Annotated in this window: 24 protein-coding genes; 11 read left to right on the top strand and 13 right to left on the bottom strand. The window is 34.8% G+C overall.

All coding sequences use genetic code 11. The features are described from left to right. Window positions 1-3: 3 nt before the first annotated feature. Window positions 4-762, bottom strand: a complete 759-nt coding sequence (locus NCE97_RS03850; RefSeq protein ID WP_353777569.1) for a DUF481 domain-containing protein — start codon at window positions 760-762, stop codon at window positions 4-6. A gap of 110 nt (window positions 763-872) precedes the next feature. Then, window positions 873-1,532 (bottom strand): endonuclease III domain-containing protein, encoded by a 660-nt coding sequence (locus NCE97_RS03845; protein WP_353777568.1) that lies wholly within the window; start codon window positions 1,530-1,532, stop codon window positions 873-875. A 34-nt stretch (window positions 1,533-1,566) separates the two neighbouring features. Here NCE97_RS03845 and bcp point away from each other — a divergent pair, with 34 nt between their 5' ends. After that, window positions 1,567-2,025 (top strand): thioredoxin-dependent thiol peroxidase, encoded by a 459-nt coding sequence (gene bcp, locus NCE97_RS03840; RefSeq protein WP_353777567.1) that lies wholly within the window; start codon window positions 1,567-1,569, stop codon window positions 2,023-2,025. A 31-nt stretch (window positions 2,026-2,056) separates the two neighbouring features. Here bcp and NCE97_RS03835 read toward each other — a convergent pair whose 3' ends face one another. Further along, window positions 2,057-3,508: a TonB-dependent receptor gene (locus NCE97_RS03835; protein WP_353777566.1), complete on the bottom strand. Its 1,452-nt coding sequence runs from the start codon at window positions 3,506-3,508 to the stop codon at window positions 2,057-2,059. Between the two features lie 94 nt (window positions 3,509-3,602). Between NCE97_RS03835 and NCE97_RS03830 the strand changes: the two genes are divergently transcribed. From NCE97_RS03830 to NCE97_RS03820, 3 genes are read left to right on the top strand one after another with little or no spacing between them, the layout of a single operon-like run. Beyond that, window positions 3,603-4,364: an MBL fold metallo-hydrolase gene (locus NCE97_RS03830; RefSeq protein ID WP_353777565.1), complete on the top strand. Its 762-nt coding sequence runs from the start codon at window positions 3,603-3,605 to the stop codon at window positions 4,362-4,364. A 10-nt stretch (window positions 4,365-4,374) separates the two neighbouring features. Beyond that, a complete protein-coding gene (locus NCE97_RS03825; protein ID WP_353777564.1) occupies window positions 4,375-4,884 on the top strand; it encodes a hydrolase in 510 nt (169 codons plus the stop codon). 44 nt (window positions 4,885-4,928) lie between these two features. Further along, window positions 4,929-5,561 carry a hypothetical protein gene (locus NCE97_RS03820; RefSeq protein ID WP_353777562.1) on the top strand — a complete coding sequence of 211 codons (633 nt, stop codon included), beginning with the start codon at window positions 4,929-4,931 and terminating at the stop codon, window positions 5,559-5,561. Window positions 5,562-5,623: 62 nt separating this feature from the next. Here the strand turns inward: NCE97_RS03820 and NCE97_RS03815 are convergent, their stop codons facing one another. The 5 genes from NCE97_RS03815 to NCE97_RS03795 form a co-directional block, all read right to left on the bottom strand. After that, window positions 5,624-6,277: an alpha/beta hydrolase gene (locus tag NCE97_RS03815; protein ID WP_353777561.1), complete on the bottom strand. Its 654-nt coding sequence runs from the start codon at window positions 6,275-6,277 to the stop codon at window positions 5,624-5,626. Beyond that, window positions 6,274-6,645, bottom strand: a complete 372-nt coding sequence (locus NCE97_RS03810; protein ID WP_353777559.1) for a hypothetical protein — start codon at window positions 6,643-6,645, stop codon at window positions 6,274-6,276. Before NCE97_RS03810 ends, NCE97_RS03815 begins: the two co-directional genes overlap by 4 nt. Beyond that, complete coding sequence (locus NCE97_RS03805) at window positions 6,608-7,861, bottom strand: dihydroorotase (protein ID WP_353777558.1); 1,254 nt, start codon at window positions 7,859-7,861, stop codon at window positions 6,608-6,610. The genes NCE97_RS03810 and NCE97_RS03805 overlap by 38 nt, the downstream gene beginning before the upstream one ends. Continuing rightward, window positions 7,858-9,783 carry a BatA domain-containing protein gene (locus NCE97_RS03800; RefSeq protein ID WP_353777557.1) on the bottom strand — a complete coding sequence of 642 codons (1,926 nt, stop codon included), beginning with the start codon at window positions 9,781-9,783 and terminating at the stop codon, window positions 7,858-7,860. Before NCE97_RS03800 ends, NCE97_RS03805 begins: the two co-directional genes overlap by 4 nt. Before the next feature lie 79 nt (window positions 9,784-9,862). Continuing rightward, window positions 9,863-10,870 (bottom strand): glycosyltransferase family 2 protein, encoded by a 1,008-nt coding sequence (locus NCE97_RS03795; RefSeq protein ID WP_353777556.1) that lies wholly within the window; start codon window positions 10,868-10,870, stop codon window positions 9,863-9,865. Window positions 10,871-10,968: 98 nt separating this feature from the next. On the opposite strand from NCE97_RS03795, the gene NCE97_RS03790 reads away from it, so the two are divergent. Next, window positions 10,969-12,858 (top strand): M61 family metallopeptidase, encoded by a 1,890-nt coding sequence (locus tag NCE97_RS03790; protein WP_353777555.1) that lies wholly within the window; start codon window positions 10,969-10,971, stop codon window positions 12,856-12,858. Between the two features lie 54 nt (window positions 12,859-12,912). On the opposite strand, the gene NCE97_RS03785 is transcribed toward NCE97_RS03790, so the two are convergent. Then, window positions 12,913-13,686 carry a TIGR02757 family protein gene (locus NCE97_RS03785; protein WP_353777554.1) on the bottom strand — a complete coding sequence of 258 codons (774 nt, stop codon included), beginning with the start codon at window positions 13,684-13,686 and terminating at the stop codon, window positions 12,913-12,915. A gap of 133 nt (window positions 13,687-13,819) precedes the next feature. On the opposite strand from NCE97_RS03785, the gene NCE97_RS03780 reads away from it, so the two are divergent. Continuing rightward, entirely contained in the window at window positions 13,820-15,145 is a 1,326-nt protein-coding gene (locus NCE97_RS03780) for a hypothetical protein (RefSeq protein WP_353777553.1), read from the top strand. A 29-nt stretch (window positions 15,146-15,174) separates the two neighbouring features. Beyond that, window positions 15,175-16,362 carry an NAD-dependent epimerase/dehydratase family protein gene (locus NCE97_RS03775; RefSeq protein WP_353777552.1) on the top strand — a complete coding sequence of 396 codons (1,188 nt, stop codon included), beginning with the start codon at window positions 15,175-15,177 and terminating at the stop codon, window positions 16,360-16,362. Here NCE97_RS03775 and NCE97_RS03770 read toward each other — a convergent pair whose 3' ends face one another. Then, the gene (locus tag NCE97_RS03770) at window positions 16,363-16,749 is read right to left on the bottom strand and encodes a helix-turn-helix domain-containing protein (protein ID WP_353777551.1); all 387 of its coding nucleotides are present in this window, start codon (window positions 16,747-16,749) and stop codon (window positions 16,363-16,365) included. Between the two features lie 353 nt (window positions 16,750-17,102). Between NCE97_RS03770 and NCE97_RS03765 the strand changes: the two genes are divergently transcribed. The 3 genes from NCE97_RS03765 to NCE97_RS03755 all read left to right on the top strand — a co-directional run bounded on the left by NCE97_RS03765 (window position 17,103) and on the right by NCE97_RS03755 (window position 19,352). Beyond that, window positions 17,103-18,194, top strand: a complete 1,092-nt coding sequence (locus NCE97_RS03765; RefSeq protein WP_353777549.1) for a M14 family metallopeptidase — start codon at window positions 17,103-17,105, stop codon at window positions 18,192-18,194. A gap of 74 nt (window positions 18,195-18,268) precedes the next feature. Continuing rightward, on the top strand, window positions 18,269-18,748 hold the full coding sequence (locus tag NCE97_RS03760) for an Lrp/AsnC family transcriptional regulator (RefSeq protein ID WP_353777548.1): 480 nt from the start codon (window positions 18,269-18,271) through the stop codon (window positions 18,746-18,748). Window positions 18,749-18,836: 88 nt separating this feature from the next. Further along, the gene (locus tag NCE97_RS03755) at window positions 18,837-19,352 is read left to right on the top strand and encodes a DinB family protein (RefSeq protein ID WP_353777547.1); all 516 of its coding nucleotides are present in this window, start codon (window positions 18,837-18,839) and stop codon (window positions 19,350-19,352) included. Here NCE97_RS03755 and NCE97_RS03750 read toward each other — a convergent pair whose 3' ends face one another. Together NCE97_RS03750 and aroB are read right to left on the bottom strand one after the other, a co-directional pair. Next, window positions 19,353-19,697, bottom strand: a complete 345-nt coding sequence (locus NCE97_RS03750; RefSeq protein ID WP_353777546.1) for a hypothetical protein — start codon at window positions 19,695-19,697, stop codon at window positions 19,353-19,355. Window positions 19,698-19,705: 8 nt separating this feature from the next. Beyond that, a complete protein-coding gene (gene aroB, locus NCE97_RS03745) occupies window positions 19,706-20,773 on the bottom strand; it encodes a 3-dehydroquinate synthase (RefSeq protein WP_353777545.1) in 1,068 nt (355 codons plus the stop codon). A gap of 94 nt (window positions 20,774-20,867) precedes the next feature. Here aroB and NCE97_RS03740 point away from each other — a divergent pair, with 94 nt between their 5' ends. Next, window positions 20,868-22,037 carry a proline dehydrogenase family protein gene (locus tag NCE97_RS03740; protein WP_353777544.1) on the top strand — a complete coding sequence of 390 codons (1,170 nt, stop codon included), beginning with the start codon at window positions 20,868-20,870 and terminating at the stop codon, window positions 22,035-22,037. A 3-nt stretch (window positions 22,038-22,040) separates the two neighbouring features. On the opposite strand, the gene NCE97_RS03735 is transcribed toward NCE97_RS03740, so the two are convergent. Beyond that, complete coding sequence (locus NCE97_RS03735; RefSeq protein WP_353777543.1) at window positions 22,041-24,407, bottom strand: GumC family protein; 2,367 nt, start codon at window positions 24,405-24,407, stop codon at window positions 22,041-22,043. Window positions 24,408-24,417 lie beyond the last annotated feature (10 nt).

Here is a 24,417-nt window from a genome sequence, read left to right as displayed (position 1 = left end):
CTCTTAATAGTTCTTTATAGTAAATCCAAAGGTCAAAAACTGATCCTCTCGCTCTTGTCCCAGAATTACGATACTTTCAAAAGTATGTAGGTAATTGATTTTAAAGTTTAAAAACTTCCAAACAGGTAGTTCTAAACTCAGATCTGCTTGCCAACGGAAATTATTACTCTGCTCTAATGAAGGTTGAAAGTAACTCTCATGACTCAGAATCACTTTGTTTTTGAATACATGATATTTCCCATTAATCCAAAGTGTAGCCCTAAATGTATTAATGGATGAATCCCCGTTGTATTCAGTTCGGTTAAAGCTAGCTTGTTTGAAGTCCGTCTGTTCGTATTCACTAGTAAGCGAAAACTTAAGCCAATTCTTTTCTTTATTAAGAACTTGATAAGTAACTCCGGCACCTACCAAATACCTCAAGTCTATTTCTCGCCTAAAATTGGTGCTTACAAATCCTAATAGTTGCGGGTAAAATCTTTTCTGTGGATTAATGTATAGAAAGTTAAGACTTAGAATGTCCTCGTCTGCTTTTTCCTTTCCAAACTCCTGATAGACATATGAATTTTTAGTTTTGAACACCCATTTTTTCCATGGAATAAAACTCAAATCCGAATTTGCTCTGAATATGAAGGTGTCCACATTGCCACCTTGCCAAAAACCTGTAAGCGAAAGTCTGGCTTTAAGGCTTAGCGTATCACTCTCATTAATTTGAGCAGAAAGAAACATTGGAAAAAGTAAGAACCAAAATAAAACCTTTTTCATTCTATGTTACCTTTTGTTAGATGCCCGAAATATACACATCATCTCTATTCTAGGGAGTTTATAAACCGTAAAAATTGAATGTAATTATTGTTGATATTTCAATAAATACACTATTTATTTCGTTTTCTGTAATAATCATCAATTACAGATTTTCTTCCTATAGTTTTTGTGATAATATCTTTATCTAAATCCCAACCTCTGGCAGGAGAATACTCTCTACCATACCATATGATTTGAAGATGTAAGTCGTTCCAAAGTTCTTCTGGGAATAATCGCTTGGCGTCTTTTTCAGTTTGAACAACATTTTTGCCATTACTAAGATTCCAACGATACATCAGTCTATGAATATGTGTGTCAACAGGAAATGCTGGAATTCCAAAAGCTTGTGATAACACTACAGCGGCTGTCTTGTGACCAACGGCCGGTAAGGCTTCAAGGGCTTCATAAGTCCTTGGAACTTCACCATTATATTTGTCAATGAGGATATGGGAGAGTCCATGTATGCCTTTACTTTTCATAGGTGAAAGCCCAACTGGTTTTATGATTTCTCTAATTTCTTCAACCGAAAGCTTTATCATATCATAAGGGTTATCGGCTTTTTCGAAGAGGAGCGGTGTAATTTGATTCACTCTTACATCTGTACTTTGCGCAGACATTAGCACCGCAATAAGTAATGTATAAGGATCTTTATGATCTAAAGGAATAGGAATTTCAGGATAAATCTCGTTTAAGGTTTTTATAACAAAATCTACTTTTTCTAACTTGGTCATAGGTTGTATCTTTGCAGAAACAAAAATAGCGAATATGAATACATTAAAAGCAGGTGACAAAGCTCCAGATTTTATCGCCTTAGATGAGCAAGGAAATACTATTAAAATGGCTGACTATAAAGGGAAGAAACTTGTTGTTTTCTTTTACCCTGCAGCAAATACGCCTACTTGTACAGTAGAAGCGTGTAACTTAAGTGATAACTATAGCACGTTACAAAAGGCAGGTTATGAAATCATTGGAGTTAGTGCAGATACTCAAAGAAAACAATCAAATTTTAAAAAGAAGTTCAATTTTCCATATCCGCTTATTGCAGATGTTGATAAAGCAGTAATCAATGCTTTTGGAGTTTGGGGGCCTAAAAAATTTATGGGAAGAGAGTTTGACGGGATTCATCGTTTCACTTTTATCATAAATGAAGAGGGGATCATTGATCGCGTTATTGATAAAGTAAAATCAAAAATACATACAGATCAAATACTTGAAACTGTTTGATTAAAAAAAGCGACTTTTTAAGTCGCTTTTTTTATTCTTTATGAATCACTTCTTCGGTTTCGCAACCAAAGAGACTCTTCTGTTTAATTAGTTTAGCCACACCTTCTGGCAGCATATCTTCCCAACCATCTTCGCCATTGGCAATCATCTTTAATACGGTTCTTGAGAAGATATTGAGAATAGTGTCATCGAACTCATTGATGTCAACTACCTTACCATTGTATTTAAAGAACTTATAAAGCTCTTTCATTCTTGGGTGTACCTTCAGGTTTTCACTGGTAGTTAATGTACCATCATCGTTTTGCATAGGATAGAGGTATACTCTCAAATCCTTAAAGAATAGTTTCCCGAAAGCTTCTAAGATACCACCACTAAGATGACGATAGTATTTTTCATCGAATATATCTACGAGGTTATTGACTCCCATAGACAATCCCATTCTGCTCTTAGTATATTGTGAGAAGTATTCAACGAGTTTGTAATACTCCTGGAAGTTAGAAATCAAAACAGTTTGACCTAAAGAACAAAGCAATTCCGCTCTATCCATAAAGTCTTGTTCATCGATTTCACCTTCAGCTCTCAAATTAGAAAGCGTAATCTCAAATACTACTTGTGTTTTCTCAGGATCAACTCTATTTTCCTTTACGAACATGTCAAAAGATTTTTGGAACATGTTCATATTTACTTTAGTAACTGGTCTAAAACTTCCTCTAAGCGCTAAAATATTCTTTTTGTAAAGTACACGTGCAGGTAGTACGTTATTACCATCTGGTGCAAACATTACGGCATCAGTCATGTTGTTCTTTACAAGCTGTAAGCTCATTAAACGATTGTCAACATCCTCGAATACTGGTCCAGAGAAGTTAATGGTATCAATCTCTAATTGATCTTTATCTAAATGATCGTATAGGTAACGTAATAGTTTTCTTGGCTCATTATACTTATAAAATGCACCATAGATTAGGTTAGTACCTAGCTTACCTAAGGTCTCTTGCTGTAATCTCGCATCATTCTCCTTAAAGCGAATATGCAGTACAATATCATTATAATCCTGATCTGGTTCTATCTGATATTTAATACCGACCCAACCATGACCTTTAAATTTCTTTGCGAAATCAATCGTAGCCACAGTGTTGGCATAGGTGAAGAATATTTTATTTGGATGCTTGTCTCGAGTGATTCGTTTTTCAATCAGACTCATTTCATGATTGAGCATTTTACGCAACCTAGCTTCGGTCACATAACGCTTATCATCTTCAATACCATATATAGCATCACTAAAGTCTTTATCGTAAGCTGACATGGTCTTTGCGATAGTTCCAGAAGCGCCACCAGCTCTAAAGAACTGACGTACAGTTTCTTGTCCTGCGCCTATTTCTGCAAAGGTTCCATAAATATTTTCGTTAAGGTTTATACGAAGTGCTTTATCCTTCAGTGATGGAATGTTTATAATTTCCTTGTCGCCTTTAAGCGTAATCTCCATGATAGATTTAGTTATTAATCCCTATTACAAAGGTATTAAATTAGGTAAGCAAACAAAAAAATAAACTTACTTTTGTGGTAAACTTAACATGCTTTTGAAAGTTACTTTTCTTGGTACTGGAACATCTCAAGGCATTCCAATTATTGGAAGTGATCATCCTGTTTGTTTAAGTGATAACCCGAAGGATAAACGACTAAGGGTATCTGTTTTGATAGAATGGGATAACTATGCTTTTGTGGTAGATTGCGGTCCGGATTTTAGACAACAAATGCTCAATGCCAAATGCTCGCGATTAGATGGGATTGTATTTACTCATGAACATGCAGACCATACGGCAGGATTAGACGATATACGGCCTTTTTTCTTCCGTCAGGGAGATTTTCCAATCTATGCACATAAAAGAGTGCTCAGGGCATTGGAACGTCGTTTCGACTATATCTTTACTTCTGAGCCTAAGTATCCTGGAGTTCCTGAAATCATTCAGAATGAAATAGAGAATATGCCCTTTACTTTAGGGAATCTTGAAGTGATTCCTGTTGAAGGACTGCATCACTTATTACCAGTATTGGGATTTAGATTCGGTGACTTTGCATATCTCACGGATATGAAAACTGTATCCGATATTGAAGCTGCTAAATTGAGTAATCTAAAAGTGCTAGTTGTGAATGCGCTTCGCGAAGAACCTCACATATCTCACTTTAATCTAGAAGAAGCTCTAGCATTTATTGATAAAGTAAAACCCGAAAAAGCTTACCTAACACACATCTCTCATTTACTAGGTTTTCATGATGACGTACAACAAAAGCTTCCTGAAAACGTTTTTTTAGCCTACGATAACCTTCAAATCAAAATTTAAATTATAGCTTATGAAAAGTAGAATCTTTATGTATCTGTTCATTTTTGCATTACTTCTCATCATCTTTCAGTTTGTAAACTCAAAGAATATCTTAGAAGGATATGAAAAGAAGATTGCTAAACTTGAAGAGCGAGAAGGAGCTTACCAAGACTCTATCATGCAAATGGCCGATTTGGCTTTGGAAATGTCTAACTTCAACATAGACAATAATGAAGATGCATTGAGTTATTTTGAAAGCCAAGGCTATAAGACAGATCAGTTAATCCCTGTAATTAAGGATGAGCTCATGAAGCTCAATAATTATGAGGGAGATGATCATCCTATCGTGCCTTTTGTATCTATGACAGATAGTAAGATGCTCATTAACCAGATACGATTGCTAAATCACAAATGGATTGTTGCTAATTTTACCGACGGAAAGCATTGGGGAGAAATCTTCTTGACTTACGAGATTAATGAAGCCAATGATCTGAAGTATAAGTTAGTGGAGTACTTTATGTATCCTATTAATCAGTACTAGGCTACATTTCTTGATTGTACTCATTAGGTGAATTTAAATAATCAATGAAGAAGATATTATTATTCTTTTGCTTCTTGTCATTAATTAATTGTAATGATAAGAAAGAATCATCCGATTTAATAAATATAGTTGATGAGCCAGAAAATACGCCTCTCGATATTGCCAAGTCAGTCATAAAGTTTCTTAGAGAAAGAGATACTACAAAATACTTAGATATAGCTATTCCATTAGAAAAGCAGAAAAAACTCTTTTTGGATAATATTAAATATAATCCAAAAGAAAATGACACAATGGCTATTTATAGGAAGCTAAAAAACAAGTATGATGATAGAATGGAGAATTTTTTAGTTAGAGCGGGTTTTATATTAGAAATAATGAGTAGAGATAAGGGATTTGAGATAGTGGACGCGACTATTGATACAATGTATTTTGAGTTAAAGAAAATAAAAAGTTACGGTAGTTTTGGAAGGACTATTATTGGTGATTGGGCTGATTTGACTGTTGAAATGAGCTATAAGAGCGAAAAATATTATTTTGAAATTCCTCAAATTATTAAAGTAGAAAATCAATGGTATTTATATTACCCTGAATATTACTTAAGGGACGAAAAAGAAAAATCTTTCGTTGAAAGAAGAGTGAAAGAATTAGAAGCGCAAGCTGAAGAGTTTTGGAATTAATCAGTACATCAATTAAAAGTAAGTATTCAAAAAACTTCCTAGTTTATGAAATCTTCTAATCTTCAATTTATTTTAGACTCCAGCCAACTTCTAAACTCATAAAAATTCTGTGGCGCCACACCATGGCCAACTGGAAATTCAGAATAGCTATGTTTTATGCTTAAGCTATCCAAAAACTTTGGCGCCATGCGTGCCCATTCTACAGGAATAACTTGATCAACACTTCCATGAGAACAGTAAAAGTCGAGATGATTATAATCCTTGTCATTTAATTGTTCGGGAATAATATCCACATTAACATAACCACTCAAGGCTATAATATTATTGACTTTCTCTGGGTAGGTGAGTGCTACAGCGTAACTCAAAATAGTACCTTGGCTAAACCCGAGTAAGGTAACATTGTCTTTATTAACTGGAAAGCGGCCACAAGCTTCATCTATGACTTTGGCAATCAAATCTCTTGAAGTTATAGCTTGCTCATTATCGCTCCATTTGCCTTGTTCAGCATCAAAATTAATAGCATACCATGCGTTACCAAATGGTTGCATAGGTATTGGTGCTTTTAAAGAGATAATGAAAAATTCGCTTGGCAATTCAGAAGCAAAAGAAAATAAATCGTTTTCATCGCTACCATAGCCATGGCACATAATCAATAATGGAGCATTCTCATTCAGACTAGAAGGCCTGCTCACGTATTCTAAAGACAAATTTGTCATTTACCTAAACTTTGAAATGTTTTTTGAAAGAAGTCACCCAAAAAAGGCACTTTGGTCAATTTTCCAGAAAGCGCACCAAAAATTCCATATAATATTAGTGTGCCTATAAATACCCAGAATGACATGGTTATCATCCAGCTATTAAAACTACTAATGAAGTAACCCAAAAGCATATATAATAACCACAAACCTAAAGCTTGCCTAGTGTGAAAAGCTGTAAAAGAATTTCTTTTATCCTGATTTAGAAAGAAGGCTATTAAGGTTCCGATGAGCGTTAAATAGCTTACAAAGGCAAGTGTTTTGCCTTGTTCTATAGTGTTGTTATCCATGTTAGTGTAATGCTGTACTGTTATTTGCAATAGTGCCATAAACACGTCCTTTTAGTGTCGTGTTCAGATACATAGAGTTTTTTGATGTTGAAGTTATATCACTCTCAGAGAATGTATAGTTTCCTTGAGGATTGAATAATGCTAAGTTGGCATCGGACCCAACAGAAATCGTAGAGGCCTCTATCCCAAATCTCGTCTTACCTTTGGTTAGGAGATCTATGGTCTTCTTCAGAGTAAAGATAGTATTCAAAGCTCCGAATGCCGATTCTAGACCTAATGACCCATACATAGCATGGTCGAACTCAACTTTTTTGTGTTCTACATCTATAGGATTATGATCACTAGTTATCATGTCTATTGTACCATCTTTAAGCCCTTCTATCAAAGCTTCAGCATCCGAATCTGTTCTCAGAGGCGGAGAAACTTTGTAATTAGTGTCAAAAGATGTTAAAGCATCGTCTGTAAACATGATATTATGAATAGCGACACTACAACTAACGTCCAGTTTCTTTTGTTTAGCGGCTCTTATCAATTCTACAGACTTAGCCGTAGAGATAGTTGGGATGTGTAATTTTCCTCCAGTATACTCCAATAAAAACAAATCTCGAGCAACTTGTAGCTCTTCCGCTAGACTAGGATTTCCTTTTAAACCAATAGAAGTACTTGTGATATGCTCATTCATAACACCTTTTCCAGAGATTTTAGATTCTTGAGGAAAGGAACACACTAGACCATCGAAATTACTGGCATATAGTAATGCAATCTTTAATAAGTTCGGATTGCTTATCGGCTTTTGGTAATCATAAAAGGCTATGGCACCAGCCTGACTCATATCGTATAACTCAGCTAAATCCTCACCTTCACAGCCTTTAGTTAATGCTCCAAGAGGGTAGAGTGTCGTTGTGCTTCCATTTGCTTTTGAAAGCATAAATGCCACATTGGCATTGGTGTCTACAACTGGGTTGGTATTGGCATTTACAGCAACAGAAGTAAATCCAGATAGTGCAGCAGTCTTTAATCCATTAGAGATGGTTTCGCGTTCCTCAAAACCTGGTTCACCAAAACTCACACTACTATCGAACCAGCCTTGTGAAACATGGAGGTTGTCTAATCGTATTTCATTGTAATTCTTGGGATTGGGAATACGTTTTGAGATTTTAGAAATAATTCCCTTTTCAATTAAAATGTCAACAGTCTCGTTATGGAATTCGCTTTTAGAATCTATTACTGTTGCCGATTTTAGGAGTAAATTCATCTAAGAAATTTTAAGAGCAGCATTTCTATAACTAAAAAAGCCAGTGCAAAAATAACAAACCATTTCCATAGCTCATTAACGTTTGTTGCACTTTTTATATCATTAATTGCCGATGCTACAGAATTATTTACTGTAACTCCGCTCAAAGCTGCTACATCTAAGTAAGTTAGTTGGCTCTCAGTTCTATCGTAATTGAAACTTAATGTTTTTAGGTCAGTTTCTTTGTTTTTTACAGTAATCCAGCCGTTATCAGTAGGAAACTCATTAGTAGTTAGCTCTACCTTATTAGTGTAATTCCGCTGTAATGGGATTACTGATGTTTCTTGCGAACTCAGCGTTAAGATATCATCTTGAGATAATCGCGTGTCGATATCGATTTTGTTCTCCAATCCAATAGCGTAATAAAGTTTTGGCAACTTCAAACTGTTCTTTCCGATATTATAGAGAACTGGGACAATCAACGGAGAGTTTTTAAAATTCGAATTATCGTCACTTAGTGAAGCTGTGAAAGCAAAAGTATTTTGAGTTTGAGATAAAAATGGAGTACCATCTTCATAACCTAAAATAGAAGGACTCGTAACTCCGTTTTGTGGATAGTATGAATTGACTTTTGGATACTGAAAATTATCAACCTTCTTGTCGAAAACATTAGCTAGTAATGGATGCGAAAAGTTGATCGAAGTAATTCGCTTTTCTTGAACATTTTGAGAATCAAAATTAGAAATTCCTAAATTTATAAATAATTGATTGTAAGAATCTAAGTTAGATTCATTTGAAGGGATAATTAATACATATCCACCATTGTCGCTAAATGCTTTTAGTGCTGTAGACAGAGCAACAGGTATGGTCTTTAATTCATTAACGATAATTAGATTTTGGTCAGAAATCAGATTATAGTTTAGAGCATTAAAATCTGTAGCTGTATAATTGAATTCGTCACTCGTAAATATTCGTTTCAGGAAATCATCACTTTCATCATTTATAGCAAGTACATTAATGAGATCACTTTTATCGATATTGAAATAAATTGTGTTATCATAAGTGAGACTTGGATCTTCAATATCGATTCTTCCCTTGAAAATAGTATTATTAGGAATTGTAAAAAGTGTTGAAGCTTTATCCTCAATGGAAACCGAACTTTTCGCGACTAGATTTTCATCATTGTAGAGTGATACAGATACATTGTCTATCCTTGGGCCTTGATTCTTCAGTAGTACAGTGACTTCAAAGTTTTCAACTGTGGTTTTAGATATATAAACACTATCAATAGTAATATTAGTTCTCACAGATGGCTGCAATGGTACTACACTAATATTAATGGTACTATCGCTTTCAATCTTTGAGGCAGTTTCTTTTTGCTGAAAATCTGAAATTAGCACAAGATTCTTCAAGGTACTTCCATCATTACTAAACGCTTGTTTGCCTTTGAGAATTACTGATTCATAAGGCAATTGTTTTGGTGAATGCTTTAATTGTATTAGGTCGTTTTGTATCGCCTTGGTTGTGGTATTATAGAAGTTAGCATTATTGGTGAATAGCGTTATTTTATCATCTTCAGGAATGTATGAAATGATATCTTGAATGGCTTCATTCAGCAGCGTTCCATTGCCTCCTTTTGCTTGCATGCTAAAGGAATTATCTAGATATATAACCGTTTCACTCTTGGTGCTAAAGCTATCCGAGTTCGAAAAATAAGGCTGGGCAAAAGCAATTACAGCGCAAGCTATGATACCAAGTCTGGTAATTAGGGTCAACCACTTTTTTAGTTGTGAGCTTTTTCTGGTTTGAAGCGTAACCTCTTTTAAGAACTTAACATTAGTGAATGCTTCCTTTTGAAAACGTCTTAACTGAAATAAATGAACTATGATTGGAATAAGTAGTAATAGTAAGCCGTAAAGAAGTTCTGGGTGTTTAAACTGCATTCCAAAAAAATGATTTCTCAAATATAGAAAATGCGCTTAGATATCGACTTTTAGATTTTGAGAATTTTAACGTTTGTTTCTAGCAAAAAAAGAAATAGTCTGTCATTGGCTTCATGTTTTGAGCTTTGAAATAAGCCCTTATTTCGCTCTGAGCACCTTCATTAGCCACGGTTACAATGCTTTGAGGCTGCTCTAATTCACGCAAATAGTCAAAATTATACAGCAGCTGACCATAGATGGATTTCCCTATTTTTTTTGGGTTATCACAAATCCAGTAGAACGGAATGTTATTATCTACTAACTGCTTTGCGATAGTTTTGCCTTTAAAACCAGCTCCCCAAACCGTTAAGGGTCTGGTATTATCATGGTCTAGCTCTAAGAAATAGCGAAGTTTTATGTCGAGGAAGTAGTTTTGCGCATAGTGTTCATGAGTTCGGGAAGTTCGAGTGCTATAATCTCTCCAATAGTGAAGCAGATTACTACTAGGAATACATTTGATGTTGTGTTTGTAAAACCTGAAGGTTAGGTCATAATCTTCAGGATATAGGTTAGGGTTGAAAGCATCACATTTCAGGAAATCATCCTTATGAATCATCCAACAAGGTGAAGCAATCACACATTCCTTATAAATTTCGGAATAGTTGCTTCCGGTTTTGGTTAGTGTATTCAACCAACGTTCGTAACGTGCATAACCATCGCTAATGCCTTCATTGCTAAAATATTCTACTAAGCCTAAGGCAATATGTCCTTTACCGTGCTGTTGTAAATCTTTCAGCATTAAACTTAGCTTATCTGGATGCATAATGTCATCACTATCCATTCTGGTGAGATAATCGCCTTCAGAATGACTAAACGCAGTATTCAGTGCTTCAATGATGCCTTGTCCAGAGTTCTTTAAAAGCTTTATTCTGGGATCACTTTCAGCATATTTAGAAACAATGGTTGCGCTCCTATCTTCAGAGTGATCATCAACAATAAGTAATTCCCAATGCGCATAAGATTGGTTTAGTATAGAGTCTAAGCATTCGGGCAAATACTGCTCAGTATTTTTAAAAGGTGTAAGGATACTTATTAATGGTGAATGCATTGTGCTAATATACAATTCATCTTTTAACAAAACCTTTAGGAAATTGCTAGTAACAGATTGTAGTTTTGTGCGTCTTGTAGCAAAATAAATATTATAACATGAAACGACTATCAATTGTATTAACGCTAAGTGTTTTAGCATTTTCGTGTGGTCCAAAGACTGCCAAAGTAAACGACTTAGCTGTTAGTAATCCAATAGCCACGGCATTGGACCTTACCGAAGTAAAAGATGACAAAGTTCCTGTAATCATTAACCCAGGACGTTTTACGCAAGAAACAGTAACCTATAGATTGCCACGAATTGTACAAGGAACGTATTCTGTGAGTGATTTTGGTAAATATATAGATGACTTTAAAGCTATTGACTACGACGGTAACGAATTACAAGTAGAAAAAGTAGATACAAATACCTGGACAATTTCTGATGCTACAAAACTAGATAAGGTAATGTATTATGTTAACGATACTTACGACATTGAGAAAACCGGAGGTATTGGAGGTGATGTGCCATTTTCTCCTGCAGGGACAAATATAGAGCCAGATAACTACGTACTTAACTTACATGGTTTTATAGGATATTTTGATTCCTTAAAATCAAATCAATACAGTTTAGATGTTACTGCTCCTGCAGATTTTGAACGCACTTCTGCGTTAGAAAAAACTAAGGAAACCACTAGCAAAGATGGTCAATCAAAAACGACAAGCTATTTTGCGCCACGCTATTTTGATATCACAGATAACCCAATGATGTATGGGAAACTAGATGTAGAAGAGTTTATGGTTGGCGATATCAAAATTGTATTGAGTGTGTATTCGCCAAATAAAGTACACTCAGCAGCTAGTCTTAAGGAGACTATGTACAAAATGATGGAAGCTCAAAAAGCATATTTGGGAGATATCAACAGTACTGCACGTTACGATATTTATTTGTACTTATCCGAAGGTAAGGAAGACTCTCCAAAAGGTATGGGAGCATTAGAGCACCATACATCTACAGTAGTTGTGCTTCCTGAAAATTCACCAGCGGAAAGTCTTAAGAAATCAATGACAGACGTTGTAGCACATGAGTTCTTTCATATCGTAACACCATTGAGTGTGCATTCTGAAGACGTGCATTATTTCGATTATGCGCAACCTACATTCTCAAAGCATTTATGGATGTACGAAGGGGTTACAGAATATTTTGCACAACATTTCCAAGTTTATAAAGGTTTGGTAACCCCAGAGGAGTTTTATAATACTGTGATGGGTAAAATCAAAACCTCACAACGTATGGATGATACAATGAGCTTTACAGTTATGAGTGAAAATGTATTAGACGCTCCTTATTCTAATAACTATTATAACGTGTACCAAAAAGGTGCTTTGATAGGCATGTGTATCGACATCTTAATGCGTGAAGGTAGTGACGGAAACAGAAGTATGCTATCGCTTATGAAAGAATTGTCTAATAAATATGGTGTTACAAAACCATTTAACGATGACTCAATAGTATCTGAAATCTCAGCCATGACTTATCCGAGTGTAGCAGAATTCTTGACTACTAATGTTGAAGGAACTACACCAATAGACTATAATGCAATATTGAATCGTGTTGGGCTTAAGTTTGGCACAGGAGAAGTACCTACATCATACGTTCAGAATGGAAAAGGATTCATTTTTGGTGCGGATCAGGCAAAAGGAGAAATTTATTTTAGTGAAGGTGTAACTGAGAATAGTTTCTGGAACGAGCAAGGCGTACAGCCAAAAGATGTTATAAAAGAGGTAAATGGTGAAGCGATGACACTTCAAAATGCACAAACTGTTTTACAGAAAGTATTCCAGTGGCAGCCAGGACAAGAAGTTGAAGTGAAGCTGACACGTAATGGAGAGGAAGTAGTTATTAAGACTGAATTGACTCAAGCCTACACAACCAGTGAAACTATTATGGAGGTTGAAGATGCTACAGATGCACAAATAGCGTTGCGAGATGCTTGGTTAAAAGGATAATCAAAAAACGAACATATCTAAAAAAGACTTCAATTATTGAAGTCTTTTTTTTGTTTAAAATCCTTCAAACACGCCTAAACCAAAAAGTGCGAAGTCATATTTTACAGGATCCACTGGGTCTAGTTTTCTTAGACTGTCATCCAGTTCCTTTAAAGCTTTAGCATCGTTTTGCTTTCGATCCAAAAGGCCAAGCTTTCTAGCCACATTGCCAGAATGCACATCTAAAGGACAAGATAGCTGTGAGGGTGAGATCAAGTCCCAAATTCCGAAGTCAACACCAACATTGTCGTTGCGAACCATCCAGCGCAAATACATATTGATACGCTTAGCCGCAGAACCTTTTAAAGGATCACTAACATGTTTTTGAGTTCTCTGAGAATGCGATATTTCGAAGAAATGTTGTTTGAGTTTGTGAATAGCGAATTGTAGGTTATGTGCTTCAGAATATTTAGCGAATATATTTTCTAACCCATTATGTTCAGTGTAGATGTATTTTAAACTCTTAATAAACTGTTTGAAGTCTTCACCGTTAAAGGTTCTGTGAACAAAACCGTTGAGTTGCTCCAGATCAGCATCAGTATGGTTTATTACGAAATCATAAGGTGTATTATCAAGCAGCTGCATCATTTGTGAGGCGTTATTAATAATGCTCTTACGGTTTCCCCAAGCTATAGTAGCTGTTAAGAAGCCAGCAATTTCAATATCTTCTTTCTTATGGAATTTATGAGGTATTTGTATAGGGTCACTTTCAATAAACTTAGGGTTGTTGTAGAGTAGTGCTTTACTATCTAGAAAGTCTTTGAGTTGAGATTTGGTAAGTTTTGTCAAGGATTAAGTTTTGAGTAAAATTAAGCATAAGTACTTTGTTATTAAATTGTTGAAGATACTTTAATTGTAAGAATTAAATGATAAATTAGCTATAAGAGATATCAATACAAATCATTTTATCATTATAAGAATTATGAGTAAAACATGGACTAAAATTTTTCTGTTAATAATTTTTGCTGCATTTGTTGCAACATTCATTTATATATATCCTATCTCTAAGATTCTAGACAGGTATAGTGTCCCTGATAAAGAAATATATGAAACCCTTCTGTATGTTTTTCTTATTAATATTCTTGTCATTTATATAATTTATATCACAGTATTGAAGTCTAGAGATCAGTCGGAGTTAAACGTTAAGGTTGATGAGATTATAAAATTAAAAAAGAATGAAATATCAACATTTTTGGAGAAATTATTCAACTCAGATGATTATTACACGTATATTTCAACAACTTTACCCAAAGGGAAGAATGATGAAGAACATGGTATTGATTATATACCGTTCATGTTGGATAACTTAAGACTACAGAAAAAGAGCTTTAAAAGCACTTCTAATATATTTTTGGTTAGTACAATTATGTTAGCAATGGTATTCTCTGGGATACTTATTTATTATGGAAATATTCTTATAAAAGACGATTCAGTTGGGTTAAATAAATCAATGGAATTTATTCATGCTGAAGTGCCTGGCTTAGCAAGTAAATTAGATGATTTAAAAGAAAAGGAAACTTTAGCGAGTAATTCTAATGCCATAACTTTAATTAATACCATTAATAGTGATGTTTTGTTTTTAGAAAGTGCTTTAGATAGTCTGATAAAGAAGAATGATATTGATTTAGAATTAAAAATTCCAGCTACGGTTTACGACATTCCCAATAACTTTAAAGATTTAGATACTCTTATTAATAGAAGCAAAAAAGGAGTTAAAAAATTAACAGGAAAAGAACAAGATGTTGAAGAACTGAAGAAAAGCATAGACCTTAAAATAAAAAATATTGAATCTAATAAGAAGAAACTAATTAAAGAAAGAACAGATGTAGTGCAGTTAATATCAGACTATGAGGTATTAATTACTCAACTTCGTTTAGATTCTGATGATTTAAAAGATAAATTTGACACACTAATTGGAAAGTCGCCCTTAACGGATTTTTTTAAGCGATTATCTATTGGTTTGATAATAGCTACTTTTTTCTTGGCTATCTTAAAGTTCTCGGCTAATTTATACAGAGACAATTATAATCAGATGGCTCATACTCAAAGTTTAGAGCTTGAGATTAGAAGGCTGTATATTGCCTTCAAAAATATCAACAATGATGAATCCAGAAAAATTGTTTTAAATTCACTACTAGACTTTAAGAAGAATTTGCCTATAACAGGTAAAGCAAAAACGGATGCTAAGCTTATCGATATTAATAGTCTGATAAGTCAATTGATAACAGCCCTAGAAAAAAAGGTTTAGGCTACTGTCTGGTTCTAAAATAAACCAAAATGTCTATCAAAAAAACACGTCGTGAGTTTCTCAAAGTAAGTGCTAAAGCCAGTATGGCTTTGCCTTTATTATCTACAGGGTTTTATTCATGCAACTCTAAATCAGGTGAGAAGAAAGAGGTTGCAAAAGCTAAAAAAAAGAAACTCAACATCTTAATTCTTGGAGGAACTAGCTTTTTAGGACCTCATCAAATAGCATATGCTCTAGGTAGAGGTCATTCTATTACTACATTTACAAGAGGGAAAACTAAACCTACAATTTATACTGAGTTATTTGATAATGTAGAATCGTTGGTTGGAGATAGAGAAAATGACCTCAAGGCCTTAGAAAACCGTAAATGGGACGCAGTGATTGATAACTCAGGGCGCAAGGTTGAGTGGACTCGAAAAACTGCCGAACTACTCAATCATAGTTGTAAATTATATCTGTATGTTTCTTCTACAGGCGTGTTTTACCCTTATGTAAATAGTGATTTTACAGAGACAAGCAAAGTTGCACTTACAGTACCTGATGATGCTACGGACAATGAGCGATACGAATATGACTATGGTGTTATGAAGGCAAACTCTGAACTTATAGCAGCAGAATATTTTGGGCCAAGTAGAACCATAGTGGTAAGGCCAACCTATATGCTAGGTCCAGCTGATAGGACAGATAGATTTGTACATTGGCCGATTCGATTGAGTGTGGCTGGTGCAATGTATTTTTCTAAAGAAGTTTTAGTTCCAGGAAAACCAGATGACCCTGTGCAATACGTAGATGTAAGGGATGCCGCTGAATTTATGATTCGCTTGATTGAAGATGAAAACGCTGGAACTTATAATGTTGTTGGTCCAAGCCAACCTCAAGGCATGCTTGATTTTGTAAATGAGACCGCTGCTGCTTTCGGTGTAGATCACAAGATTGTTTCAATCGACGATTATGATTTTCTAGAAAAAAACGAAATTTACTATAGCATCCCTTGGATTATGCCAACTGACGATCATTATGGGACTGCAAGAATAAACAATAGTAAAGCAAAAGCAAATGGTCTTACTTATAGGCCGCTAAAACAAACTGTAAAAGATACCAAAGATTGGTGGGTATCTGATGCTGTGAGCGAAACGAGACGGAAAAATTATTTGACGAACCCAAATTCATTGCATAACCGTGAAGCATCCTTACTAGAAGCTTGGAAGAATCGTTAATTATCCCTCAAAACTTTTAAAACTTCCATCCGAATAGAAAATTACGATACGTTCGATAGTTTTTTCTGTTTTTTTTAATTCTGAAGATACTTGAGGTACATTTTCTGAAAAAGAGAGCTGAGGTTGTTTTAGAGTTTCAGATTTTTTTTCGGCTTCAACTGTGCTAGGAAATTTCCCCTTGCCATTCATCAACCAATATAATTCTACTTCAGGATAGGAGGAAAGTACCTTCATGACGAAGTCCAAACTAGGCTTATTTCTACCACTCAAAATATGCGAAATAGAGGAGCGTTGCACACCAATTTTTTCAGCAAAAGATGAACCGCTTTCACCGTAAAAATCGATGACTTTTTGTAGTCGTTTTGCAAATTCCGAAGTGTTTATCATTGTAAACAGAGTAATCTTGAATTATTCTGTTACAAAAGTAAACAAAGTCACTGTATAATAATGTATACAATGTGTTAAATCTAATTATGTATTAATTTTAAACTTTATATAATTAATTATAAATATCTGAAATTAAGTATATTAAATTTAAATTTTATAATTCATTGAATAATTTTCAATGTGTTGGGTGTACGGCTAAGGGTCAAAGTATCAATTTGGTTACAATTGTATTCAATATGGTCTAAAAAATGTGTTTACAAATGTAAATTTACATTTGTTTACCTTTGTCACTAATAGCGCATATGGATTTAGAATTTTTTCAATCGAACTATAAAAAATGCCAACAAAAAAAGTTGTCTCATCGTTACATTTGTAATGATCATATCGAGCCACTTTTAGAACAACTTTCTTCAGATTTCAAAGTGAAAAAAATTGGAGACTCAGAAAATGATGAGCCAATCTTTTCTGTTCAATTTGGTAATGGCTCAAAGAAAATATTGTTGTGGTCACAAATGCATGGTAATGAAAGCACAACTACAAAAGCTCTTTTTGATCTTTTTAATTGTATTGAACAAGCAAAACCGCATTTTGATACGATCTTATCCAATACAACGATTACAGTTATCCCTATACTAAACCCAGACGGTGCCAGAGTCTATACACGTGTTAACACTAATGATATCGACTTAAATAGAGATGCAGCAGCTCTGACTCAACGTGAAAGTCGCTTACTGCGTAAACTTTTTGAAGAGATTGAGCCAGATTTTTGCTTTAATCTACATGGTCAGCGAACTATTTTTAGTGCAGGTAAAGCTAATAAACCCGCTACAGTATCGTTTTTGGCACCAGCAGAAGACCAAAAACGATCGTTAACTAAGACTAGGAAAGTAGCTATGCAGCTCATTGCAAAACTCAATGATAACTTACAAAATCAGATTCCAGATCAAGTAGGGCGTTATGACGATGCTTATCATCCTAATTGCGTAGGGGATACGTTTCAAGGGCTTGGTGTACCAACAATATTATTTGAAGCTGGTCATTATACTGATGATTATGAGCGAGATACAACACGTTTTTACATCTTTCAATCTTTATTGTTATCATTAAATACTATTGCTAACGAGACTATAGACGGGAATGCTTACAAATCATATTTTAATATCCCGGAAAATGAAAAACTCTTCTTTGATATAATTGTACGGAATGGGTTGGTAGATGGCAATTTAGTGGACGTAGCTGTTCAGTATCAGGAAGTTTTGGTCAATAATGAGATAATATTTCAACCAAAAATTGAAAAAATTGGTGATCTAAGCCGTTTTTATGCGCATAAGTCTATTGAGGCCAATAAGCATCCTATATTAACTCATGATAATGAGACGTTATTTGTGGGATACGAAAACGATTTCGTATTGAAAAATAATGAAAAATTAACACTGATTGTTTAGTTTTTTAAGCTTTTGATGTATTATTTGTAATAAAATTGCCTTAATTTTGCATATAATTCAACAAACAACTGACAATGGCAAAATTTAAATTAGACGAAATCGATCACCAAATTTTGGATATGTTGATCGATAATACTCGAATCCCTTTTACCGATATCGCAAAAAAATTAGTCATCTCTGCTGGTACTGTTCATGTACGTGTAAAGAAAATGGAAGAAGCAGGTATTATTAAAGGATCTTCGTTGACATTAGATTATAAAAAATTGGGATACTCTTTTATCGCTTATGTAGGGGTATTTCTTCAAAATACATCACAAACAAAGTTTGTATTAGAGCGTATCGCAGAAATACCTTATGTTACTGTGGCTCACATTACTACTGGTAAATTCAATATTTTCTGTAAGATTAGAGCAAAAGATACTACTCATGCTAAAGAGATTATCTTTCAAATAGATGATATAGAGGGCATTTACAGAACTGAGACTATGATCTCACTAGAGGAGAGCATTAATGATAAAAAACGCTTAATGCATACGATCTTTAACGAATTGTAAACTAACTATCTTAATATATTTATAAAAACCTTTCGATCATTTCTTGTCGAAAGGTTTTTTTATACCTTTAGTCGACCAAAAAAAAGCTATGACTATTCAAGATTTATCTGCTGAAGAATTTCACCCTTATTACAAAAGTTATATTGATAAAGCTGAAGGATTATCCTTAATTGATGGCTTAAAGCAAAGTGGAAGCTTAACTACTGCTTTTTTACGTTCGATTCCATCCGACAAAGCTGACTATAATTATGCTGAAGGCAAATGGACTCTAAAAGAGCTGGTGTTGCACATTATTGATGCAGAACGCGTGTTTGCTTATAGAGCGCTTCGTATTGCAAGACGAGATACTACACCTTTAGCAGGCTTTGAACAAAATTCTTATGTTGAAGCTTCTGGAGCGGGAAAACGTTCTATGGATTCTATTATTGAAGAGTTTGTTACCGTACGAAAATCTACAGAGTTGTTGTTTGAAAACTTTTCGGATGAAGATTTAAAAGCTATTGGAGAGGCGAGTGGCAGTCCAGTTTCGACCAGAGCGCTTGGATTCATTATTATTGGTCACGAAACACATCATTGTGATATTATAAAGGAAAGATACCTTTAGTCAAAACTGTTGGCTGAATAACCAGAATTGCCATATTGCAATAACTACGGCAACTAAGAAGTACAAAACAAAATACACACCATATTTTGGATTTAGTGAGAGCATCGTTTTGTCACCTACATTTTGTAGTGTGATATTTCCCCACTTTTTAATCATTAATCTAGCAAGTATTGCTGCAACTAGAATAGCAACAAGTTCCCAAATACATAATCTTCCTATTGTGTAACCTGGTAAGTCTTTGTAAAACAATTTGTTGACGACAAGTAAAGCAAATGCAGCCCAAAAAGAGAATAGTGTTAAGGTTAAAATAATCTGAAACACTATTTGAGCTAGTTTTTGACTCATGTCGTTATTTATGCACTGTAATACTTAAATGATTCAATAATGAGATCGTTTTCCACTAAGCAGTCGAATTTAGGCTGTCCTATGGCTTCCAAAAGCACAAAGTTGATGTTGCCATGAGAATTCTTCTTATCGTACTTCAGAAGCTCTATAATCTCTTCATAATCTTCTTCTAGAATCTCTACTTGTCCAAAAATGTTGAGAATTGATGTTTTTATAGCTTCCAAATCATCGGTTGCTAAACCAAGTAATTTAGCTGATATATACGATTCTAAAATCATGCCTATAGCTATGGCTTCTCCATGGAGGAGTTCAGCTTTCGCATCACTATCTAAGAAATAGGATTCTATAGCATGTCCAAGTGTGTGCCCAAAATTCAGGAATTTTCTAATGCCATCTTCATTAGGATCGGATTCAACAATATTGTTTTTGATAATAACCGAATCATAAATCAATTGGTCAAAATCTTCAAAATTCAATTCAGTTGTATTGGTAAGTGTGTTCCAGTAGTCACGATCCTGGATTAAGCCATGCTTCAACATTTCTGCTAGTCCAGAACGAACATGATTTTGAGGTAATGTTGCAAGAAATTCAGTATCTATGATCACCATTTTCCCAACGGCAATGACACCAATTTGGTTTTTTAAAGGTCCCAAATCCACACCTGTCTTGCCACCAACAGAGGCATCTACCATAGCTAAAAGTGATGTCGGAATATTAATGTAATCTATACCACGCTTGAAAGTGCAGGCTACAAAACCTCCAAGATCTGTAACTACACCACCACCAAGGTTAAGCACTAGACTTTTGCGATCTAAGCCTAAATCTGACAAAGCTTCCCAAACACCTGTGCATACATCTATCGTTTTAGAAATTTCACCTGCTTCAATTTCTATGATATCTATTTCTACTGTTGTTTGAACTTTAGATAAAAACAGAGGAAGGCAATGTTCATGCGTATTTTCATCTACAATAACAACTATTTTTGAATAGTTAGCGTCAGCCAGATGCGCATTCAAATGATCGTAACCAACTGAATTGAAATGTATTGGGCAATCTTGAGTTTGTATAGAATTCATTTTAAATTCACTACGGTTTAAGACTGTGAAAATACTTAGATTTTAATTAAAATTCGTTTCCTAATAAATATATTTGTAGAAATGCATTTTTACTATGTCTAACCAACTTTTTGAGAATACCGAAATCGCTTTTCAGCTTAAATCCGATTCTGAATTAGAGCGTGCTTATTTCCTTTTTAAAATGATATCTGTTCAACCCCTAGTTAGGATTGGAACAGCTGCAACCAACTTTGCGTTAAAGGCCAACTTACCAGTTGAGGGGCTTATACGCTCTACGGTTTTTGATCATTTTTGCGGTGGCATCAATGAAGAAGATTGTCTGGATGTTATTGATAAAATGTATCAAAAGGGCGTAAGTTCTGTTTTAGATTACTCTGTAGAAGGCAAGGAGACTGAGGAGCAGTTTGATGCTGCTATGGAAAAGACCTTGAAGATTATTCGATTTGCTGATGAAAAAGATGCAATGCCTATAGCAGTGTTTAAGCCTACAGGATTTGGACGCTTTTATTTGTATGAGAAAAAGGGTGAAGGAAAATCGTTTACTGATGAAGAACAGCAAGAATGGGATAGAGTGGTAGCGAGATATCATAAGGTTTGTACTTTGGCAAAAGAAAGAGATGTGGAAGTGCTTATTGATGCTGAAGAAAGCTGGATGCAAGATGCAGCAGACGATTTGGTTGAAGAAATGATGCGTATTTACAATACAGACAAACCAATCGTATATAATACGCTACAAACTTATAGATGGGATCGCTTAGACTACCTCAAAGGATTACACGAGCGTGCTAAGGCAAATAACTTCAAAATTGGTATTAAGATTGTTCGTGGTGCTTATATGGAAAAGGAACGAGATAGAGCTGATGACAGAAGTTACAAATCACCCATATGTGAAAACAAACAGGCTACTGATGATAACTTTAATAATACCTTGACCTTTATTTTAAATAACCTGAAGGATATTTCTGTTTTTATTGGTACTCATAATGAAGAGAGTTCATATCTAGCTATGAGGCTTATGGATGAATTAGGAATCTCAAAAAGCGACAATGACGTTTGGTTTGGACAACTCTATGGCATGAGTGATCACATATCTTTCAATTTAGCTGCAGAAGGCTATAATGTAGCTAAGTACGTTCCTTTTGGGCCTGTAAAAGACGTTATGCCTTACCTTATAAGACGTGCTGAAGAAAACACTTCGGTTGCTGGACAAACCAATAGAGAGTTAAATCTATTGAAGCACGAAAAGCAGAGACGTAAGCTATAGAGATTAGCTAAACTGATACCACTTTTTCTTCTTTTGAGGTTCTGCACCATAGCCATAGCCGTAACCTCTTCTCTTTTTGGCACTATTAAGTAACGTTACCATGTTTGGTAAGCGTTTTTCATCATACATGGTTTGCGCTATATGAAGTTCTCTTTTATCAATATTATCTGCACTCACCACATAAACTACCATATCTGCATGATGACTAATAAGCAGTGTATCTGTTACTAATCCTACAGCTGCTGTATCTACTATAATATAATCATACGATTTCCTTACTGCTTGGAATAGCGTATCTACACGATCGCTCATCAGCAGTTCAGCGGGGTTTGGAGGTATGGTTCCGGAAGGAATAATATTTAAGTTATCATTACCTTTTACTGGTGTGATGATATCTTCAACCTTAATGGAGTCATCAGAAATATAATCTGTAAGTCCTTTATCTGACTTTACATTTAGATATTCATTTACTCTAGGAACTCTAATATCAGTTTCAATAATTAGTGTTTTCTTGTTTGAAAATGAAATAGAAGATGCAAGGTTAATTGATGTATGCGATTTTCCTTCCTGACTGGTAGTGGATGTCACAAATACTACTTTGGATTTCGTTCTTACACTCTTAAGTAAAAAGTCGATATTAGATCGAACTATCCTGAAAGCTTCAGCTTTTGGTGAGTAGTCTACCTTTTTTATCAAACGTTGCTTCTTTGGTGATCTTGGTATGTCACCTATAAAAGGAACACTTACCACGGCCTCAAGATCTTTCTTGGTTCTTATTTTGGTATCTAAAGTATCTTTTAGATAGATATAAGTCAGCGGTAAGATAAGCCCTAGTAATAATGCACCAAGATACACTACAGGTTTCTTTGGTGACACAGGAATGGTTGTGGCATAAGCAGCATCTACAATCTTAGCGTTAGGGGAGGACATTCCCAAAGTGATTGCTGTTTCTTCTCGCTTTTGCAATAAATAAAGGTACAGTGATTCCTTAATGCTTTGCTGTCTTGTAATATCTCTAAACTTTCGCTCTTTGGTTGGAGCCGAATAAATTTGCGCTCTAATGCGTTGATCTTCGCGATTCAAATTGTTTAGAGTAATTTCATTTGCAGATTTTATGTTTTCTAAACTCTGATTTAAGTTAGCCTTAAGGGCACTAATCTGATTGTTTAGATTGATAACTGTTGGGTTCTTTTCGCTGGAATTTTTTAGTATACGATTGCGTTGCAGTACCAACTCATTGTGGCTCTTCGTAATCTGAGCGACAGAATTATCTGCGATACCTACATCTGCTGGTAACAAATCCGAATTATCACCATTTTCGGAGAGGTGGTCTTTCATATAGTCTATAAGCTGTATTTGATTGCTCGTGGCTATCAACTTTGCTTCATTTTCTTTTTCGCTTTGTAAAAAGATATTAGACTGGGATGATAATGCTGTAAGACGGTTATTTTTCTGTAAGGTTTCCGCCGTATAATCCACTTGTTCCAATTCGTTGGAAACTATGTTTAAACGGTTATTTATGAATTCTGAAGTGGCTTCAACTATTTTCTGCTTGTCGTTAACGACGTCGTCATTATACTTCTCAATTAACTTGTCGAGGATGAGTTTGGCCTTTGGAGCTATATTCTCATTAACCGTAAGCTTAACAATGTTTGAAGTTTCATTAGTAGCATCTACACTAATCTTTTCTTGATACTGCTCTGTAGCAGCTTCTAACGTAATTAGATCTATTTTGATACTCTTTCCTACTATAGAATTTTCATCATTTACAGAAGGAACGATATTTGGCGTAATAATAAAATCTCCAAAACTTGAACTAATACGATCTCCAAACGAATAACCTGTTCCATTAGAGTTATCCATATCCATAAAGCCTTTGTTTTCCTCACTGGTAAGCATGAACTTTTCTGGTGATTGAATGCTCAAGTAAAGCGTTGTGTCTATCGTATTTATAATAGAGTCGGATGCAAAGAAGTTTATCCTTACTGGAGGATTCTCAAATACTTCTTGCTCCATAATTCGTCCTCTGTTATAGTATCTGATGTTCAGATTAAGATCATCTGCTACTTGTTTAATGAGGTTACGCGATCGAATAATTTCTATCTCATCTGTAACTTTATTGAAGTTTGATGAAAAGGGCCCAAAATTTTGAAGCGCAGTAATTTCTTTTAAAGAATTATTTTTTTGATCGTCTTCCTTTATTTTTATTGTTGCAGTCGCCTGGTACTGATATGTAGCGTATCTAAGATATAGAAAGGCAGCGATTAATGCCAAAACTAAACAGACAAGAATGAACTTCCATTTAGAGAGAAAAAGCTCAACACGCTCTCTGATGTCTACTGCAAAAGGGGTATTTTTATTTTGGCTCATTGATTAATAG

This window comes from Winogradskyella sp. 3972H.M.0a.05 (genome assembly GCF_040493455.1).
Taxonomy (GTDB): Bacteria; Bacteroidota; Bacteroidia; order Flavobacteriales; family Flavobacteriaceae; genus Microcosmobacter.
The sequence above is the reverse complement of the archived record's forward strand: the minus strand, read 5'-3'. Positions and strand labels throughout refer to the sequence as shown.

What these genes read in the sequence shown, in the direction of transcription:
- NCE97_RS03850 (WP_353777569.1), bottom strand. Translation starts at nt 762, where the DNA reads ATGAAAAAGGTTTTATTTTGGTTCTTACTTTTTCCAATGTTTCTTTCT.
- NCE97_RS03845 (WP_353777568.1), bottom strand. Translation starts at nt 1,532, where the DNA reads ATGACCAAGTTAGAAAAAGTAGATTTTGTTATAAAAACCTTAAACGAG.
- bcp (WP_353777567.1), top strand. Translation starts at nt 1,567, where the DNA reads ATGAATACATTAAAAGCAGGTGACAAAGCTCCAGATTTTATCGCCTTA.
- NCE97_RS03835 (WP_353777566.1), bottom strand. Translation starts at nt 3,508, where the DNA reads ATGGAGATTACGCTTAAAGGCGACAAGGAAATTATAAACATTCCATCA.
- NCE97_RS03825 (WP_353777564.1), top strand. Translation starts at nt 4,375, where the DNA reads ATGAAAAGTAGAATCTTTATGTATCTGTTCATTTTTGCATTACTTCTC.
- NCE97_RS03820 (WP_353777562.1), top strand. Translation starts at nt 4,929, where the DNA reads ATGAAGAAGATATTATTATTCTTTTGCTTCTTGTCATTAATTAATTGT.
- NCE97_RS03815 (WP_353777561.1), bottom strand. Translation starts at nt 6,277, where the DNA reads ATGACAAATTTGTCTTTAGAATACGTGAGCAGGCCTTCTAGTCTGAAT.
- NCE97_RS03810 (WP_353777559.1), bottom strand. Translation starts at nt 6,645, where the DNA reads ATGGCACTATTGCAAATAACAGTACAGCATTACACTAACATGGATAAC.
- NCE97_RS03805 (WP_353777558.1), bottom strand. Translation starts at nt 7,861, where the DNA reads ATGAATTTACTCCTAAAATCGGCAACAGTAATAGATTCTAAAAGCGAA.
- NCE97_RS03800 (WP_353777557.1), bottom strand. Translation starts at nt 9,783, where the DNA reads ATGCAGTTTAAACACCCAGAACTTCTTTACGGCTTACTATTACTACTT.
- NCE97_RS03795 (WP_353777556.1), bottom strand. Translation starts at nt 10,870, where the DNA reads ATGCATTCACCATTAATAAGTATCCTTACACCTTTTAAAAATACTGAG.
- NCE97_RS03790 (WP_353777555.1), top strand. Translation starts at nt 10,969, where the DNA reads ATGAAACGACTATCAATTGTATTAACGCTAAGTGTTTTAGCATTTTCG.
- NCE97_RS03780 (WP_353777553.1), top strand. Translation starts at nt 13,820, where the DNA reads ATGAGTAAAACATGGACTAAAATTTTTCTGTTAATAATTTTTGCTGCA.
- NCE97_RS03775 (WP_353777552.1), top strand. Translation starts at nt 15,175, where the DNA reads ATGTCTATCAAAAAAACACGTCGTGAGTTTCTCAAAGTAAGTGCTAAA.
- NCE97_RS03770 (WP_353777551.1), bottom strand. Translation starts at nt 16,749, where the DNA reads ATGATAAACACTTCGGAATTTGCAAAACGACTACAAAAAGTCATCGAT.
- NCE97_RS03760 (WP_353777548.1), top strand. Translation starts at nt 18,269, where the DNA reads ATGGCAAAATTTAAATTAGACGAAATCGATCACCAAATTTTGGATATG.
- NCE97_RS03755 (WP_353777547.1), top strand. Translation starts at nt 18,837, where the DNA reads ATGACTATTCAAGATTTATCTGCTGAAGAATTTCACCCTTATTACAAA.
- NCE97_RS03750 (WP_353777546.1), bottom strand. Translation starts at nt 19,697, where the DNA reads ATGAGTCAAAAACTAGCTCAAATAGTGTTTCAGATTATTTTAACCTTA.
- aroB (WP_353777545.1), bottom strand. Translation starts at nt 20,773, where the DNA reads ATGAATTCTATACAAACTCAAGATTGCCCAATACATTTCAATTCAGTT.
- NCE97_RS03740 (WP_353777544.1), top strand. Translation starts at nt 20,868, where the DNA reads ATGTCTAACCAACTTTTTGAGAATACCGAAATCGCTTTTCAGCTTAAA.
- NCE97_RS03735 (WP_353777543.1), bottom strand. Translation starts at nt 24,407, where the DNA reads ATGAGCCAAAATAAAAATACCCCTTTTGCAGTAGACATCAGAGAGCGT.